Below are 13,090 nucleotides of genomic sequence, written 5' to 3' on the forward strand. Positions count from 1 at the left end.
TCAACCTCGCCAGCCCTGCTTCGTTCCAGCCCGACTACCTGGCCGCCAAGTTCCGCCTCGACCGCCGCGGCTACGGCTACACCCCCGAAGAGCTCGCCGCCGCGCTCCGCCTCATCGCCGCCGACCTCGCCAAGGAGGAATCCCTCGACCAGTGACCACCCTGCTCATCGATAACTACGACTCGTTCACCTACAACCTCTACCAGTACCTCGCCGAGCTCGGCGAGGACGTCCGCGTCTACCGCAACGATCAGGTCACCCTCGAGGAGTGCCGTGCCCTCAAGCCCGACCGCGTCGTCATCTCCCCCGGCCCCGGCGACCCCTCGGATGCCGGCATCTCCTGCGATGTCATCCGCGAATTCGCAGGCCGGGTGCCCATCCTCGGCGTCTGCCTCGGCCACCAGTGCATCTACGAGGTCTACGGCGGCACGGTCGCAGGCGCCGGCGAAATCAAGCACGGCAAAACCTCCCGGATCACCCACGACGGCCTCGGCGTCTTCGCCGGCATCCCCTCCCCCTTCGAGGCCGTGCGCTACCACTCCCTCTGCGGCACCCCGGAGACCCTCCCGCCCGATTTGGAGGTAACCGCCCGCTCCGAATCCGGCATCATCATGGGCGTCCGCCATCGCCGCCTCACGGTCGAAGGGGTCCAGTTCCATCCCGAATCGATCGCGACGCAATACGGCAAAGACCTCCTCGCCAACTTCCTCCGTCTTGAAGGTGGCGAATGGCCAGCCTGATTCGGCAGACTGTTTCCATATCCGCCCGGCGGAGCACGCGCTGATGGCTGTCCAGGAAGCGATCAAAGCCCTCGTCGAAACCGGTGAACTCCCGCCGCAGCTCGCCGCCGGCGCGCTGGAAGAGCTCATGACTGGCGCCGCCACCCCGGCGCAGGTCGGCGCGTTCCTCTCGGCCTGGCGCATCAGGGGCGAAACGCCGGAGGCGATCGCCGCCTGTCTTGAGGTCATGCTCCGCCACGCCGAGCCGGTCGACGCCCCCGGCGTCATCGATATTTGCGGCACCGGCGGCGACGGCATCGATACCATCAACGTCTCGACGGCTGCCGGCTTCGTCGTGGCCGCCTGCGGCGTGCGCGTCGCCAAGCATGGCAACCGCGCCGCCTCATCGAAGTGCGGCAGCGCCGATGTCCTCGAGGCACTCGGCGCTCGCATCGACCTCGATGGCTCCGCCATCGCCCGCATCATCGACGCCTGCAACTTCTGCTTCCTCTTCGCCCAGCGGATGCACCCCGCCATGCGCCACGTTGGCGGCCCCCGGCGCGAAATCGCCATCCGCACCGCCTTCAACATCCTCGGGCCGCTTTCGAACCCGGCCCGCCCGACCCGCCAGCTCGTCGGGGTCGGCGCCCGCGTCCTCGGGCCCCTCATCGCCTCGGCGCTCGCCCTCCGCGGGATCGAATACGCCCTTGTCGTCCATTCCGAAGACGGGCTCGACGAGATCAGCCCGGCCGCACCCACCACCGCCTGGGTGGTCGCCGATGGCGCCGTCGCCGAGCGGACCATCGCCCCCGAGGACTTCGGTCTCTCCCGCGCTCCGCTCTCGGCAGTCGCCGGGGGTGATGCCCGGGCCAACGCCGGCGACATCCTCGCCATCCTCGATGGCGCGGAGGGACCCCGCACGGACTTCACGCTCATGAACGCCGCGGCCGCCCTCGTGGTCGCGGGCCGGGCCCCCGATTTCACCGCAGGGGTGCAGCTTGCGCGCGAAGCCGTCGCGAGCGGCCGCGCCCGCGAGGTGCTCGATACCTACATCACCCTTGCCCGGGAGGCAGCCGGTGGGTAGCCCCACCATCCTCGACACGATCCTCGAACGCCGCCGCGTCGATGTTGCCGCGGCCCGCCAGGCGGTGCCTCCCGCGGAACTCGAGCGCCGCCTCCCCGGGGCGCCGCCAGAGATCGACTTCCTCGCCCGCCTGCGCCGCGACGCCCCCATGGCCGTCATCGCCGAGATCAAGCGCGCCTCCCCCAGCAAGGGCGACATCGCCCCCGGGCTCGACGCCGCCGAGCAGGCCCTTCGCTACGCGCGAGGCGGCGCCTCCGCCATCTCCGTCCTGACCGAGCCCACCTGGTTCAAAGGCACCCTCGATGACATGGCCGCCGTTCGCGCCGCCCTCGAAGCCCTTGGCCCGGACCGCCCCGGCGTCCTCCGCAAGGACTTCATCATCGACGAGTACCAGCTCCTCGAGGCCCGCGTCCACGGCGCCGATGCCGTGCTGCTGATCGTCGCCGCCCTCGATGACGCCCGCCTCGCCGCGCTCATGGCCGGCGCCCGCGCCCTCGGCATGCAGGCGCTCGTCGAGGTCAACAACGCCGACGAGATGGAGCGCGCCGCGGCCCTCGGCACCGATCTCATCGGCATCAACAACCGCGACCTTCGCAGCTTCCGGGTCGACCTCGCCACCACCGAGCGCCTTGCCTCCCTGGTGCCGCCGGGCGCGCTCCTCGCCGCACTCTCCGGTATCTCCACCCGCGCCGATGTCGAGCGCTTCGCCTCCGTCGGTGCCACCGCAGTCCTCGTCGGCGAAAGCCTCATGCTCGCCCCCGACCCCGCCGAAAAGGTCCGCGAGCTCCGCGGGCTCCCCGTTTCGACCCGGAGCGCGCCATGACCCTCGTCAAAATCTGCGGCCTGCGCGACGCCGCCTACGCCGTCGCGGCCATCGATGCCGGCGCCGATTTCATCGGGCTCGTCTTCGCCCGGTCGCGCCGCCAGGTCACCCCCGAGCAGTGCCACGAGATCGTCGAGGTGGTGGCGTCCCGCCGCCGCGCCGCTCCGCCGGTCGATTTCGATGCCCCATCCCGCGGCCATGTCTCGGCCCGCACCTGGTTCCCCGCGTGGGCCGAGGCCATCGAGCTCTCCCTCGCCCGCGCGCGCCCGCTGCTCGTCGGCGTCTTCGCCGGGATGACCCCGGACGAGATCAACGACATCGCCGATGCCGCCCGCCTCGACCTTGTCCAGCTCTCCGGCGGCGAAGACAACGCCTTCGTGCGCGCCATCCACCGCCCGGTGCTGCGCACCATCCACGTCGAACCCGGCCACGAAACCGCCGATATCACCGAGCACATCGTCCCCGGGCTCGCCGCCGCCACCCTTCTCGACACCGGCGGCACCGGTGCGCTCGGCGGCACCGGCCAGGCCTTCGATTGGGACCTCGCCGCCGATGTCGCCGGTCGCTTCCCCGTCATGCTCGCCGGCGGCCTCACCCCCGAGAACGTCGACGAGGCCGTCCGGCGCGTCCGCCCCTGGGCCGTCGATGTTTCCTCCGGCGTCGAAACCGACGCCGTCAAAGACCCCGCCAAAATCCGCGCGTTCATCCGCGCCGCGAAAGGTGCCGCCCGTGACCACTGAAACCCTCCCCGCACGCTTCGGCGAATTCGGCGGCCGCTACATTCCCGAAACACTTGTTGCCGCCCACGAAGACCTCGAAGCCGCCTACAACGAAGCCCGCAGCGACCCCGCCTTCCACGAGGAGCTCAACCGTCTCCTCCGCCACTATGTCGGCCGTCCCACCCCGCTCTACTTCGCCGAGCGCCTCTCCCGCGAGTGCGGCGGCGCCCGCATCTGGCTCAAGCGCGAAGACCTCGCCCACACCGGCGCCCACAAGATCAACAACGCCCTCGGGCAGGCCCTCCTCGCCCGCCGCCTCGGCAAGCGCCGCATCATCGCCGAAACCGGAGCCGGCCAGCACGGCGTCGCCACCGCCACCGTCTGCGCCATGCTCGGCCTCGAATGCGTCGTCTACATGGGCGCCGAGGACATCCGCCGCCAGTCGCTCAACGCCTTCCGTATGAAGATGCTCGGTGCCACCCTTGTCTCCGTCGAATCCGGCAGCAAGACCCTGAAAGACGCCATCAACGAAGCGATGCGCGACTGGGTCACCAACGTCCGCACCACCCACTACATCATCGGCTCCGCCATCGGCCCGCATCCCTTCCCCACCATCGTCCGCGATTTCCAGTCTGTCATCGGTCGCGAAGCCCGCGCGCAGATGCTGGAGCAGGCCGGACGCCTCCCCGATGTCGCAGTCGCCTGCGTCGGCGGCGGCTCCAACGCCATCGGCCTCTTCCACCCCTTCCTGGATGACCCCGTCCGCCTCGTCGGCGTCGAAGCTGGCGGGAGCGGCGTCGGTTCGGGCAGGCACTCCGCCACGCTCGTCGCCGGCCGCCCCGGCGTCCTCCACGGCACCCGCACCTACCTCCTGCAGGATGCCGACGGCCAGATCCTCGAGACCCACAGCATCTCCGCCGGCCTCGATTACCCCGGCGTCGGCCCCGAGCATTCCTGGCTGAAGACCAGCGAGCGCGCCGAATACGTCGCCGTCGATGACCAGCAGGCCCTCGAGGGCTTCCAGGCCCTCACCCGCACCGAAGGCATCATCCCCGCCCTCGAACCGTCTCACGCCATCTACCACGCCATCCAGCTCGCCCGTGAGCTCGGCCCCGGCCACGATATCCTCGTCGGCCTCTCCGGCCGCGGCGATAAGGACATGCACACCGTCGCCGCCGCCCTCGGGGTGACCCTCTGAGCGACGCCCCCCGCGGCAGCCTCGTGCCCTGGGGCCCGCGCGAGGCCTTCACCGGCCTTGCCGCCTTCGTCGCCCTCCTCGTCCTGACCAACGTCGTTGCTGCCGGCGTTGCCGCGGCCTTGGACTTCGACCTCCGCACCCGCGATGTCGGCGACACCTTCGAAAAGGCCGGGCGCATCGCGGAGTACGCCGACGCCCGCCTCGCCGCCGCAGCCAGCGGCGAGGCCCTCCCGTCTCCCCCGGAGCTCCTGGCCTCCCAGGACGCGCTCCAGGTGCTCCTCAGCGTCACCGCTGTCTCCCAGGCGGCTACCCTCGCCATCGTCGGCATCGTTACCCGGCGCCCGGACCGCCAGCTCCTCCGCGACCTCCGGCTCGATACCTTCGCCTGGTCCAGCGCCTGGCTGCCGCTCGCGGCTGTCCTCGGCGCCTACCTGCTCACCTTCGCCTGGGTCGCCGCCGTCGAACGCACCGGCATCGACTGGCTCATCCCCACCAGCACGGTCCCCTACGAAATTACCCGCGACGACCTCACCCTCGCCATCGCTGCCGCCGTGACTGTGGTCGGCGCCCCGGTCACCGAAGAGCTCTTCTTCCGCGGCCTGCTCTTCGGCGGCCTCAGCCGCTGGGGGTTCTGGCCGGCGGCCGGTATCTCCGGCCTCCTCTTCAGCCTCGTCCACTTCGACCCCGGCAGCGTCGTCCCCTTCTTCCTCATCGCCCTAATCCTCGCCTGGCTGAACTGGCGCTCCCGCAGCCTCTGGCACCCCATCATCTTCCACTTCCTTTTTAACGCCATCAGCTTCTCCATCCTCGCCTTCTCATGAGCCCCCGGCGCCTGCACCCGGCACCCTGGCACGAACTGAGCCTCCTCATCGGGACCTGGCTCGCGGTGCTCGCCTACGTCCTCCCGCTCGCCCTCGTCGGTCCGATTGCCCGCGCCTTCGGCGGCGAACCCGAGTTCCGCGATGTCGGCGATACCTTCACGAAAGCCGCCGAGATCGCCCGCTACGCCGATCTCGCGCTCGCGCGTGCGGCGGCCGGCAATCCCCTGCCCCCGCCGCCCCGGCTGCTCGGCGACCCGATCGCCGCCCGCGTCGCCTGGTCGATGGCCATCCTCAGCTCCGCCGCTTTCGTGCTGATTGCGGTCGCCGCCAGCCGGCAGGGCACCGCCGGGTTCGCCCGCGCCGTCGGCCTCGACCGCTTCCAGTTCGAACGCCTCTGGCTCCCGGGCGCCCTCGTCGCACTCACCTTCCCCCTGGTCAGCCTCTACGCCGCCGCCGTCGAGGCCCTTGGCTGGCACGCCATCGCGCCCGCACCGCCCACCCTCGATGCTGTCCTGCGCGACCCCGCCGCGCTCGCCCTCTACGGCCTTGCCACGGTCATCGCCGCGCCGCTCTCCGAAGAAGTCTTCTTCCGCGGCTTCCTCTTCTCCGGGGCCCTCTCCTGGGGATTTTGGCCCGCCGCCGCCTTTAGCTCCGCCCTCTTCTCCCTCGCCCATACCGATGCCGGCGCTGTCATCCCCTTCTTCCTCATCGGCCTGCTCGTCGCCTGGCTCTACTGGCGGACCGGCTGCCTCTGGGATGCCGTCGCCTTCCATGTGCTCTTCAACGGCCTCAGCTTTATCCTGCTCGTCACGAGGTACTGACCCCGCCATGTCCCAGCGTCTCCGCGATACCTTCGCCCGCGCCCGCCAGGAAGGCCGCACCCTCTTCGTTGGCTACGTCACCGCAGGCTATCCCACCCCCGCCGAGACCGTGCCCATCCTCCTCGCCATGCAGGAGGGCGGCTCCGACATCATCGAGCTCGGCGTCCCCTTCACCGACCCCCTCGCCGACGGCGCCACCATCCAGCACGCCAACCAGGTCGCCCTCCAGCAGGGCGTCACCCTTGCCCGCTGCTTCGACTTCATCCGCGACGCCCGCCAGCACGGGCTCACCGTCCCCGTCCTCCTCATGGGCTACTACAACCCCATCCTTGCCCGTGGCGAAGCACGCGCCTGCGCCGAGGCCGCCGCCGCCGGCGCCGACGGCTGGATCGTCGTCGACATGCCTCCCGAGGAGGCCGGCTCCTTCCTCCAGGCCTGCCGCGCGAACGACCTCAGCTTCGTGCCCCTCATCGCCCCCACCACCCGCGATGAGCGCATCCCGCTCATCGCCGCCGCCGCCGATGCCTTCATCTACTGCGTCTCGGTGACTGGCACCACCGGCAAGGGCAACGTCGCCCTCGAAGAACTCCCGCCCTTCATCGAGCGCATCCGCGCCCGTACCTCGCTCCCCCTCGCCGTCGGCTTCGGCATCACCACGCGCGAACAGGCCCGGGCCGTCCGTCGCATCGCCGATGCCGCTGTCGTCGGCTCTGCTATAATCACCGCCATCGACGCCGCGGAGGTTGACCGCCGCGTCCAGCGCGTCAGGGAGTTTGTGGAGGATGTCTCCGGCCAGTAGCGGACAAGTGATCCCGGCCCACAGCCAGCCGGCTGCGCCTCAACGGGCGTGGCCTCGGCCTCCTGTGGGCCGCGAGTATGGGTGTCCGCCGGCCGGGGCCTTTACGCCCCGCTGCTTCTAACGGCCTTCCAACAACCTGAACGCTCCAGGAGGACCTCCGCGCATGCCGGTCCGCGGCGTACGTGGCGCTACCACCGTCACCCGTAATCAGAAAGAAGAAATCCTCGAACGAACCCGCGAACTCCTCATCCACATGGTGGAGGCCAACGGGATCAAAACCGAGGACATCGCCTCCGCCTGGCTGACGACGACCCCCGACGTCTACGCCGAGTTCCCCGCCGTCGCCGCACGGCAGCTCGGCTGGACGCAGGTCCCCCTCATGCAAAGCCACGAAATGTCCGTGCCGGGCATGCTCCCGCTCTGCATTCGGGTCCTCCTCCACTGGAACACGGAGAAATCCCAGAGTGAGATCCGGCACATCTACCTGCGCGAGGCCGCCCGCCTCCGCCCCGACCTCGCCTACCCCATCGAATAACCTATCACCGAACGGAGTACTGCATCCCGTGATTATCGTCGTCTCCCCGGAAGCCACCCCGGACGATATCGATACCATCATCGCCCGCATCGAAGAGACCGGCCGCCAGGCCCACCTCTCCGTCGGCGCCGAACGCACCATCATCGGCGTCATCGGCTCCGATGACCCCGGCCTCGAGGACATCTTCCAGTCCCTCCCCCACGTCGAATCCGTCCACCGGGTCACCAAGCCCTACAAGCTTGTCTCCCGCGAATTCCACCCGGCCGATACCGTCATCGACGTCGGCTACGGGGTCACCGTCGGCGGCCAGCAGCTCGCCGTCATGGCCGGCCCCTGCTCCATCGAAAACGAAGAGCACATCTTCGATGCCGCCCGCGCCGTCAAGGCCGCCGGTGCCAACATCCTCCGCGGCGGCGCCTTCAAGCCCCGCTCCTCCCCCTACACCTTCCGCGGCCTCGGGGTCGAGGGCCTGAAGTACCTCCACGCCGCCGGCAAAGCCCACGGGCTCCCCGTCATCACCGAGCTCATGAGCGTCCGCGATATCGACGCCGTCTGCGAATACGCCGACATCATTCAGATCGGCGCCCGCAACATGCAGAACTTCATGCTCCTCGATGAGGTCGGCCGCGTCCGCAAGCCCGTGATGCTCAAGCGCGCCCTCTCCGGCCAGATCGAAGAGTGGCTGCTCGCCGCCGAGTACATCCTCGCCCAGGGCAACCCCAACGTGATCCTCTGCGAGCGCGGCATTCGCACCTTCGAAACCGCCTACCGCAACACCTTCGACGTGAACGCCATCCCGCTCGTGCGCGAGCTCAGCCACCTGCCCATCATCGCCGACCCCTCCCACGGGACCGGCAAGGCCGCCCTGGTCACCCCGGTCGCCATGGCAGGCATCGCCGCCGGCGCCGATGGCCTCATGATCGAAGTCCACAACAACCCGGAGCACGCCCTCAGCGACGGCGCCCAGTCGTTGACATACGAACGCTTCGCCGCCATGATGCGCTCGGTCGCCGCTGTTGCCGCTGCCGTCGAACGGACGCTCCCGGGGGTGTGGGCGCCTGCCAGCGCGTAACAGCACCAACGGTCGCAAGACCGCACCGGCCGCGCTTCAGCGGGGGAGCGCCGCGCCGGCAGGAGCCATGGCTGAAATCTCCCTGCCCGTTTTCCAGGGGCCGCTCGACCTACTTCTCCACCTCATCGAGAAGGACGACCTCGACATCACGGCCGTCTCCCTCGTCGCGGTCACCGACCAGTACCTCGCCGCCATTCGCACCGGCGAAGGGTTCGACCCCTCCGCCCTCGCCGAGTTCGTCGCTATCGGTGCCCGCCTCATCTACCTCAAGTCGCGCGCGCTCCTTCCCCGCCCGCCGGGGGAGGAGCCGCCCGCCCTCGAGGACGACGCTGTCGGCGCCGAGCTGGTCGAGCTTCTTCGCGAATACCGGCGCTTCCTCCAGGTTGTCGAACTCCTCGAACAGCGCCAGGAAGCCGGGCTCCGCATCTATACCCGCCTCGCGCCCCCGCCCGACCTCCCCCAGCCCTCCCCCCTCGCCGGCGTCAGCTTCGAGCGCCTCCACGCGCTCATGCTCCGCCTCCTCGAACGCAAGCCGAAGGAGCCGGCGCCCCGGGCGATCCTCCCGCGCGACACCACCATCACCCTCGCCCAGCGCATCGAGCAGCTCCGCGAGCGGCTCCAGCGCCGCGGCAAATTCTCCTTCCGCCGCGCCATCCTCGAATGCGCCAGCCGCCTCGAAGTGATCATCTCCTTCCTCGCTGTCCTCGAACTCCTCCGCGCCGGCGAAGCCGAGGCCCTGCAGGAGACCCCCTGGGGCGATATCCAGGTCATCGCCCTCGCCCCCGCCGCCTGAGGCCCCCGTCAACCCCTTCCGTACCGCACTGCGGCCTGCTACCCTCCGCATAAGCGTCAAGAGGGCATCCCAGCCCGGCAACCTGGTTATGCCTCCAAGGTGCCGAAACGACGCGGCTCCCCGGCACCCGCCGCGGGAGCAACAAAAGGCGGGCTCGCGGGAACGCCCGCCCCTCGAACCCGGCACGCCGGGCGAGGGGATTTTTCATGCCCGCACGCAAGCCACCTCCAGAGAAAGGGCAGCCCGTGTCCGAGCGCAAACTCCTTACCTCCGAATCCGTCACCGAAGGCCACCCTGATAAAATCTGCGACCAGATCTCCGACGCCGTCCTCGATGCCCTCATCGCCCAGGACCCCAACTCCCGCGTGGCCTGCGAAACCGCGACCACCAACGGCCTCGTCCTCGTCATGGGCGAAATCACCACCGAGGGCTACGTCGATATCAACAAGCTCGTCCGCGAAACCATCTGCGGCATCGGCTACGACTCCTCCGTCAAGGGCTTCGATGGCCACACCTGCGGGGTCATCACCTCCATCGCCGAGCAGTCCCCGGACATCGCCCAGGGCGTCAACAGCCACGACCCCCGCAGCATTGGCGCCGGCGACCAGGGCATGATGATCGGCTTCGCCTGCAGCGAAACCCCCGAGCTCATGCCGCTGCCTATCTCGCTCGCCCATCGCCTCACCCGCCGCCTGGCGGAAGTCCGCAAGCAGGGCATCCTCCCCTGGGTGTACCCCGACGGCAAGTCCCAGGTCACCGTCGAATACGATGACCACTGGAACCCCATCCAGGTCGATACCGTCGTCATCTCCACCCAGCACTCCGCCGACGTCCGCGACCCCGCATTCATCAAGCAGGAAGTGCGCAAGCACGTCATCGAACCCGTCATCGGCGAGCTCCTGAGCCCGCAGGCCACCATCCACGTCAATCCCACCGGCAGCTTCATCCTCGGCGGCCCCCGCGCCGATGCTGGCCTCACCGGCCGCAAGATCATCGTCGATACCTACGGGGGCGTGGCCCGCCACGGCGGCGGCGCCTTCTCCGGCAAAGACCCGACCAAGGTCGACCGCTCTGCTGCCTATGCCGCACGCTGGGTCGCCAAAAACATCGTGGCCGCCGGCCTCGCCACCCGCTGTGAATTCATGCTCTCGTACGCCATCGGTGTCGCCCAGCCGACCTCCATCGGCGTCGAAACCTTCGGCACCGGCGTCGTCCCCGATTCGGTCATCCTCCAGGCCGTCCGTAAGCTGTTCGACCTCCGCCCCGGCGCCATCATCGAGGACCTCCAGCTGCGCCGGCCCATCTATCGCCCCACCGCGGCCTACGGCCACTTCGGCCGCGCCGACCTCGACCTGCCCTGGGAAAATACCTCCCGCGCCGCGGACCTCCGCGCAGCCGCCGGCCGCTAGCAGCCCCGCGTGGACGCCATCCTCCTCGTCGGCGGACAGGGCACCCGCCTCCGCCCGCTCACTGCCCACCGCCACAAGAGCCTCGTGCCGGTCTGCAACACCCCTGCCATCGAATTCCTGTTCGCATGGCTGGCGAAGGGCGGCATCTCTCGCGCCATCCTTGCCCTTGGCCTCGCCAACGAAGACCTCGCCGCCCGCTACCCGCCCGGCCGGCACCGCAGCCTTGAGATCCTGCCCGTCATCGAAACCTCCCGCCTCGAGTCCGGCGGCGCCATCCGCAACGCGGTCGCACAGGCCGGCATCGAGGGGCGCTTCGTCGTACTCAACGGCGACGTGTACCTCGATTTCCCGCTCCAGCGCGCCATCGAAGCCCACGTGGCCGCCTCCGCCGAGCTGACCCTCGCCCTCTACCCCGTCGACGACCCCTCTCCTTTCGGCGTCGCGGTCTGCGATGACCGCTCACGGGTCACCGGCTTCGTCGAAAAGCCGCCTCCCGGCAAAGCCCCATCCAACCTCGTCAACGCCGGCGCGTGGATTTTCGAGCCCCACCTCGTCGAGGAGATCCCGCCGGGCCCTGTCCGCGTCGAAGAAACGCTGTTCCCTTCGCTCGTCGCCCGCGGGCGCACCGTCCTCGGCTACCGCTTCGAAGGCCACTGGGCCGACCTCGGCACCCCCGCGCGCTACCTCGCACTGCACCGCGAGCTCCTCGGCGAGGGCAACGCCGTCCATCCCGGCGCGACCATCCAGCCCGGGGCGTCCGTCACCGGCTCCGCCATCGGCGAAGGGTGCTTCCTTCGTGCCGGGGCCAGCGTGAGCGGCTCGGTGCTCTGGGAGCGGGTCCACGTCGGCGAACGTGCCCGCATCACCGCCAGCATCATCGCCAACGATGCCACCATCGGCCCCGGGGCGGTCGTCGAAGGAGCCGTCATCGGTGCGGGCGCGGCCATCGAGCAGGGCGCTGTGCTCCCCCCGGGGGCGAGCGTTCAACCGGGCGCCCGCTATCATGCTTCCCATGCCTGAGAACCCCGTACGCTTCGGCACCGACGGCTGGCGAGCCCTCATCGCCGATACCTTCACCTTCGAAAACGTCCGCGCCTGCGCGCAGGCCATCGCCGACCACTTCCGAGAGACCGCCGGGACGGCCCGCCCCCTCATCGTCGGCTACGATACCCGCTTCCTCTCCGACCACTTCGCCGAGGCCGTCGCCCGCGTCCTCGCCGGCAGCGGCTTCAGCGTCCAGCTCGCCAGCCGCCCGGCGCCCACGCCAGCCATCAGCTACCGCATCATCGAAGTCGGCGCCGCCGGCGGCGTCGTGGTCACCAGCTCCCACAACCCCTTCAACTGGAACGGCATCAAGGTAAAACCCCACTACGGCGGCAGCGCCAGCCCCGAAATCGTCGCCGATATCGAACGGCGCGTCCCCGCCATCCTCGAAAACCCCGCCGCCATCCGCCTCGCCCCGCAGGGCGCCGATGCCATCGCGCAGTTCGACCCCATCCCCGGCTACCTCGCCGCCCTTGGCTCCCGTGTCGACCTCCAGCGCATCAGGTCCGCCGGCCTCCGCGTCGCCGTCGACCCCATGTACGGCGCAGGTGCCGGCCTGTTCACCGAGCTCCTCTCCGGCGGCTCCACCACCGTCCACGAAATCCACACCGAGCGGAATCCCGCCTTCCCGGGGATCCGCGCGCCCGAGCCCATCGAATCGAACCTGTCCGAATTCCTCCTCCTCCTCAGCACAGGCCGCTACCACATCGGCATCGCCAACGACGGCGACGCCGACCGCGTCGGCCTCGTGGATGAAGCCGGCAACTACGTCGACCAGCTCCGCACCTTCGCTCTCCTCATCGAATACCTCCTCGGCGAGCGCAACCTCCGCGGCCCCATCGTCCGTTCCATCACCACCACCCGCATGGCCAACCTCCTCGCCGACCACTACGGCGTCGAATGCTACGAAACCCCCGTAGGCTTCAAGTTCATCGGCCCCCTCATGATGGAAAAAGACGCCCTAATCGGCGGCGAAGAGAGCGGAGGCTACGGCTTCCGCGGCCACCTCCCCGAGCGCGACGGCATCCTCGCCGGCCTCTACCTCCTCGATTTCGTGGCCGCTACCGGGCGTTCGCCGTCCGAGCTCCTCCAGCGGGTCTTCGCCATCACCGGGCCCCACGCCTACGCCCGCCGCGACTACGACCTCGCACCCGGGGCCAGCCAGCACATCCGCCAGCGCCTCGATGCAGCCGCCCCCGCCCAGCTCGCCGGCCGGCCAGTCACCGGCTCCGACCGCACCGACGGCTGGCGCTT

At 69.7% G+C, this 13,090-nt stretch carries 14 protein-coding genes and 1 riboswitch; all 14 genes read left to right on the top strand.

The window, feature by feature from the left end; translation table 11 throughout:
* Positions 1-151: 151 nt before the first annotated feature.
* The gene (locus VAE46_RS01115) at positions 152-739 is read left to right on the top strand and encodes an aminodeoxychorismate/anthranilate synthase component II (protein ID WP_322795061.1); all 588 of its coding nucleotides are present in this window, start codon (positions 152-154) and stop codon (positions 737-739) included.
* 43 nt (positions 740-782) lie between these two features.
* Positions 783-1,802, top strand: a complete 1,020-nt coding sequence (gene trpD / locus VAE46_RS01120) for an anthranilate phosphoribosyltransferase (RefSeq protein WP_322795062.1) — start codon at positions 783-785, stop codon at positions 1,800-1,802.
* Positions 1,795-2,625: an indole-3-glycerol phosphate synthase TrpC gene (gene trpC / locus VAE46_RS01125; protein ID WP_322795063.1), complete on the top strand. Its 831-nt coding sequence runs from the start codon at positions 1,795-1,797 to the stop codon at positions 2,623-2,625. The genes trpD and trpC overlap by 8 nt, the downstream gene beginning before the upstream one ends.
* The gene (locus VAE46_RS01130; protein WP_322795064.1) at positions 2,622-3,365 is read left to right on the top strand and encodes a phosphoribosylanthranilate isomerase; all 744 of its coding nucleotides are present in this window, start codon (positions 2,622-2,624) and stop codon (positions 3,363-3,365) included. The genes trpC and VAE46_RS01130 overlap by 4 nt, the downstream gene beginning before the upstream one ends.
* Positions 3,346-4,542 carry a tryptophan synthase subunit beta gene (gene trpB, locus VAE46_RS01135; protein WP_416223922.1) on the top strand — a complete coding sequence of 399 codons (1,197 nt, stop codon included), beginning with the start codon at positions 3,346-3,348 and terminating at the stop codon, positions 4,540-4,542. The genes VAE46_RS01130 and trpB overlap by 20 nt, the downstream gene beginning before the upstream one ends.
* 23 nt (positions 4,543-4,565) lie before the next feature.
* The gene (locus tag VAE46_RS01140) at positions 4,566-5,363 is read left to right on the top strand and encodes a CPBP family intramembrane glutamic endopeptidase (protein WP_322795066.1); all 798 of its coding nucleotides are present in this window, start codon (positions 4,566-4,568) and stop codon (positions 5,361-5,363) included.
* Positions 5,360-6,184 (top strand): type II CAAX endopeptidase family protein, encoded by an 825-nt coding sequence (locus VAE46_RS01145; protein ID WP_322795067.1) that lies wholly within the window; start codon positions 5,360-5,362, stop codon positions 6,182-6,184. The genes VAE46_RS01140 and VAE46_RS01145 overlap by 4 nt, the downstream gene beginning before the upstream one ends.
* Positions 6,185-6,191: 7 nt before the next feature.
* Positions 6,192-6,983: a tryptophan synthase subunit alpha gene (trpA, locus tag VAE46_RS01150; RefSeq protein ID WP_322795068.1), complete on the top strand. Its 792-nt coding sequence runs from the start codon at positions 6,192-6,194 to the stop codon at positions 6,981-6,983.
* Positions 6,984-7,146: 163 nt separating this feature from the next.
* Positions 7,147-7,518, top strand: coding sequence for a chorismate mutase (gene aroH / locus VAE46_RS01155; protein WP_322795069.1), 372 nt, complete (start codon positions 7,147-7,149; stop codon positions 7,516-7,518).
* A 28-nt stretch (positions 7,519-7,546) separates the two neighbouring features.
* On the top strand, positions 7,547-8,590 hold the full coding sequence (gene aroF, locus VAE46_RS01160) for a 3-deoxy-7-phosphoheptulonate synthase (protein ID WP_322795070.1): 1,044 nt from the start codon (positions 7,547-7,549) through the stop codon (positions 8,588-8,590).
* 67 nt (positions 8,591-8,657) lie between these two features.
* The gene (locus tag VAE46_RS01165) at positions 8,658-9,383 is read left to right on the top strand and encodes a ScpA family protein (protein WP_322795071.1); all 726 of its coding nucleotides are present in this window, start codon (positions 8,658-8,660) and stop codon (positions 9,381-9,383) included.
* A 48-nt stretch (positions 9,384-9,431) separates the two neighbouring features.
* A riboswitch (SAM-I-IV-variant riboswitch) is annotated at positions 9,432-9,539 on the top strand.
* Positions 9,540-9,589: 50 nt separating this feature from the next.
* Positions 9,590-10,792 carry a methionine adenosyltransferase gene (gene metK, locus VAE46_RS01170; RefSeq protein ID WP_416223923.1) on the top strand — a complete coding sequence of 401 codons (1,203 nt, stop codon included), beginning with the start codon at positions 9,590-9,592 and terminating at the stop codon, positions 10,790-10,792.
* A gap of 9 nt (positions 10,793-10,801) precedes the next feature.
* Complete coding sequence (locus VAE46_RS01175) at positions 10,802-11,812, top strand: NDP-sugar synthase (RefSeq protein WP_322795073.1); 1,011 nt, start codon at positions 10,802-10,804, stop codon at positions 11,810-11,812.
* Positions 11,805-13,090: phosphoglucomutase/phosphomannomutase family protein (locus VAE46_RS01180; RefSeq protein WP_322795074.1), on the top strand; the 1,286-nt coding region annotated here is incomplete at its 3' end. The genes VAE46_RS01175 and VAE46_RS01180, both read left to right, overlap by 8 nt.

Source organism: Tepidiforma sp., assembly GCF_034433535.1.
Taxonomy (GTDB): Bacteria; Chloroflexota; Dehalococcoidia; order Tepidiformales; family Tepidiformaceae; genus Tepidiforma.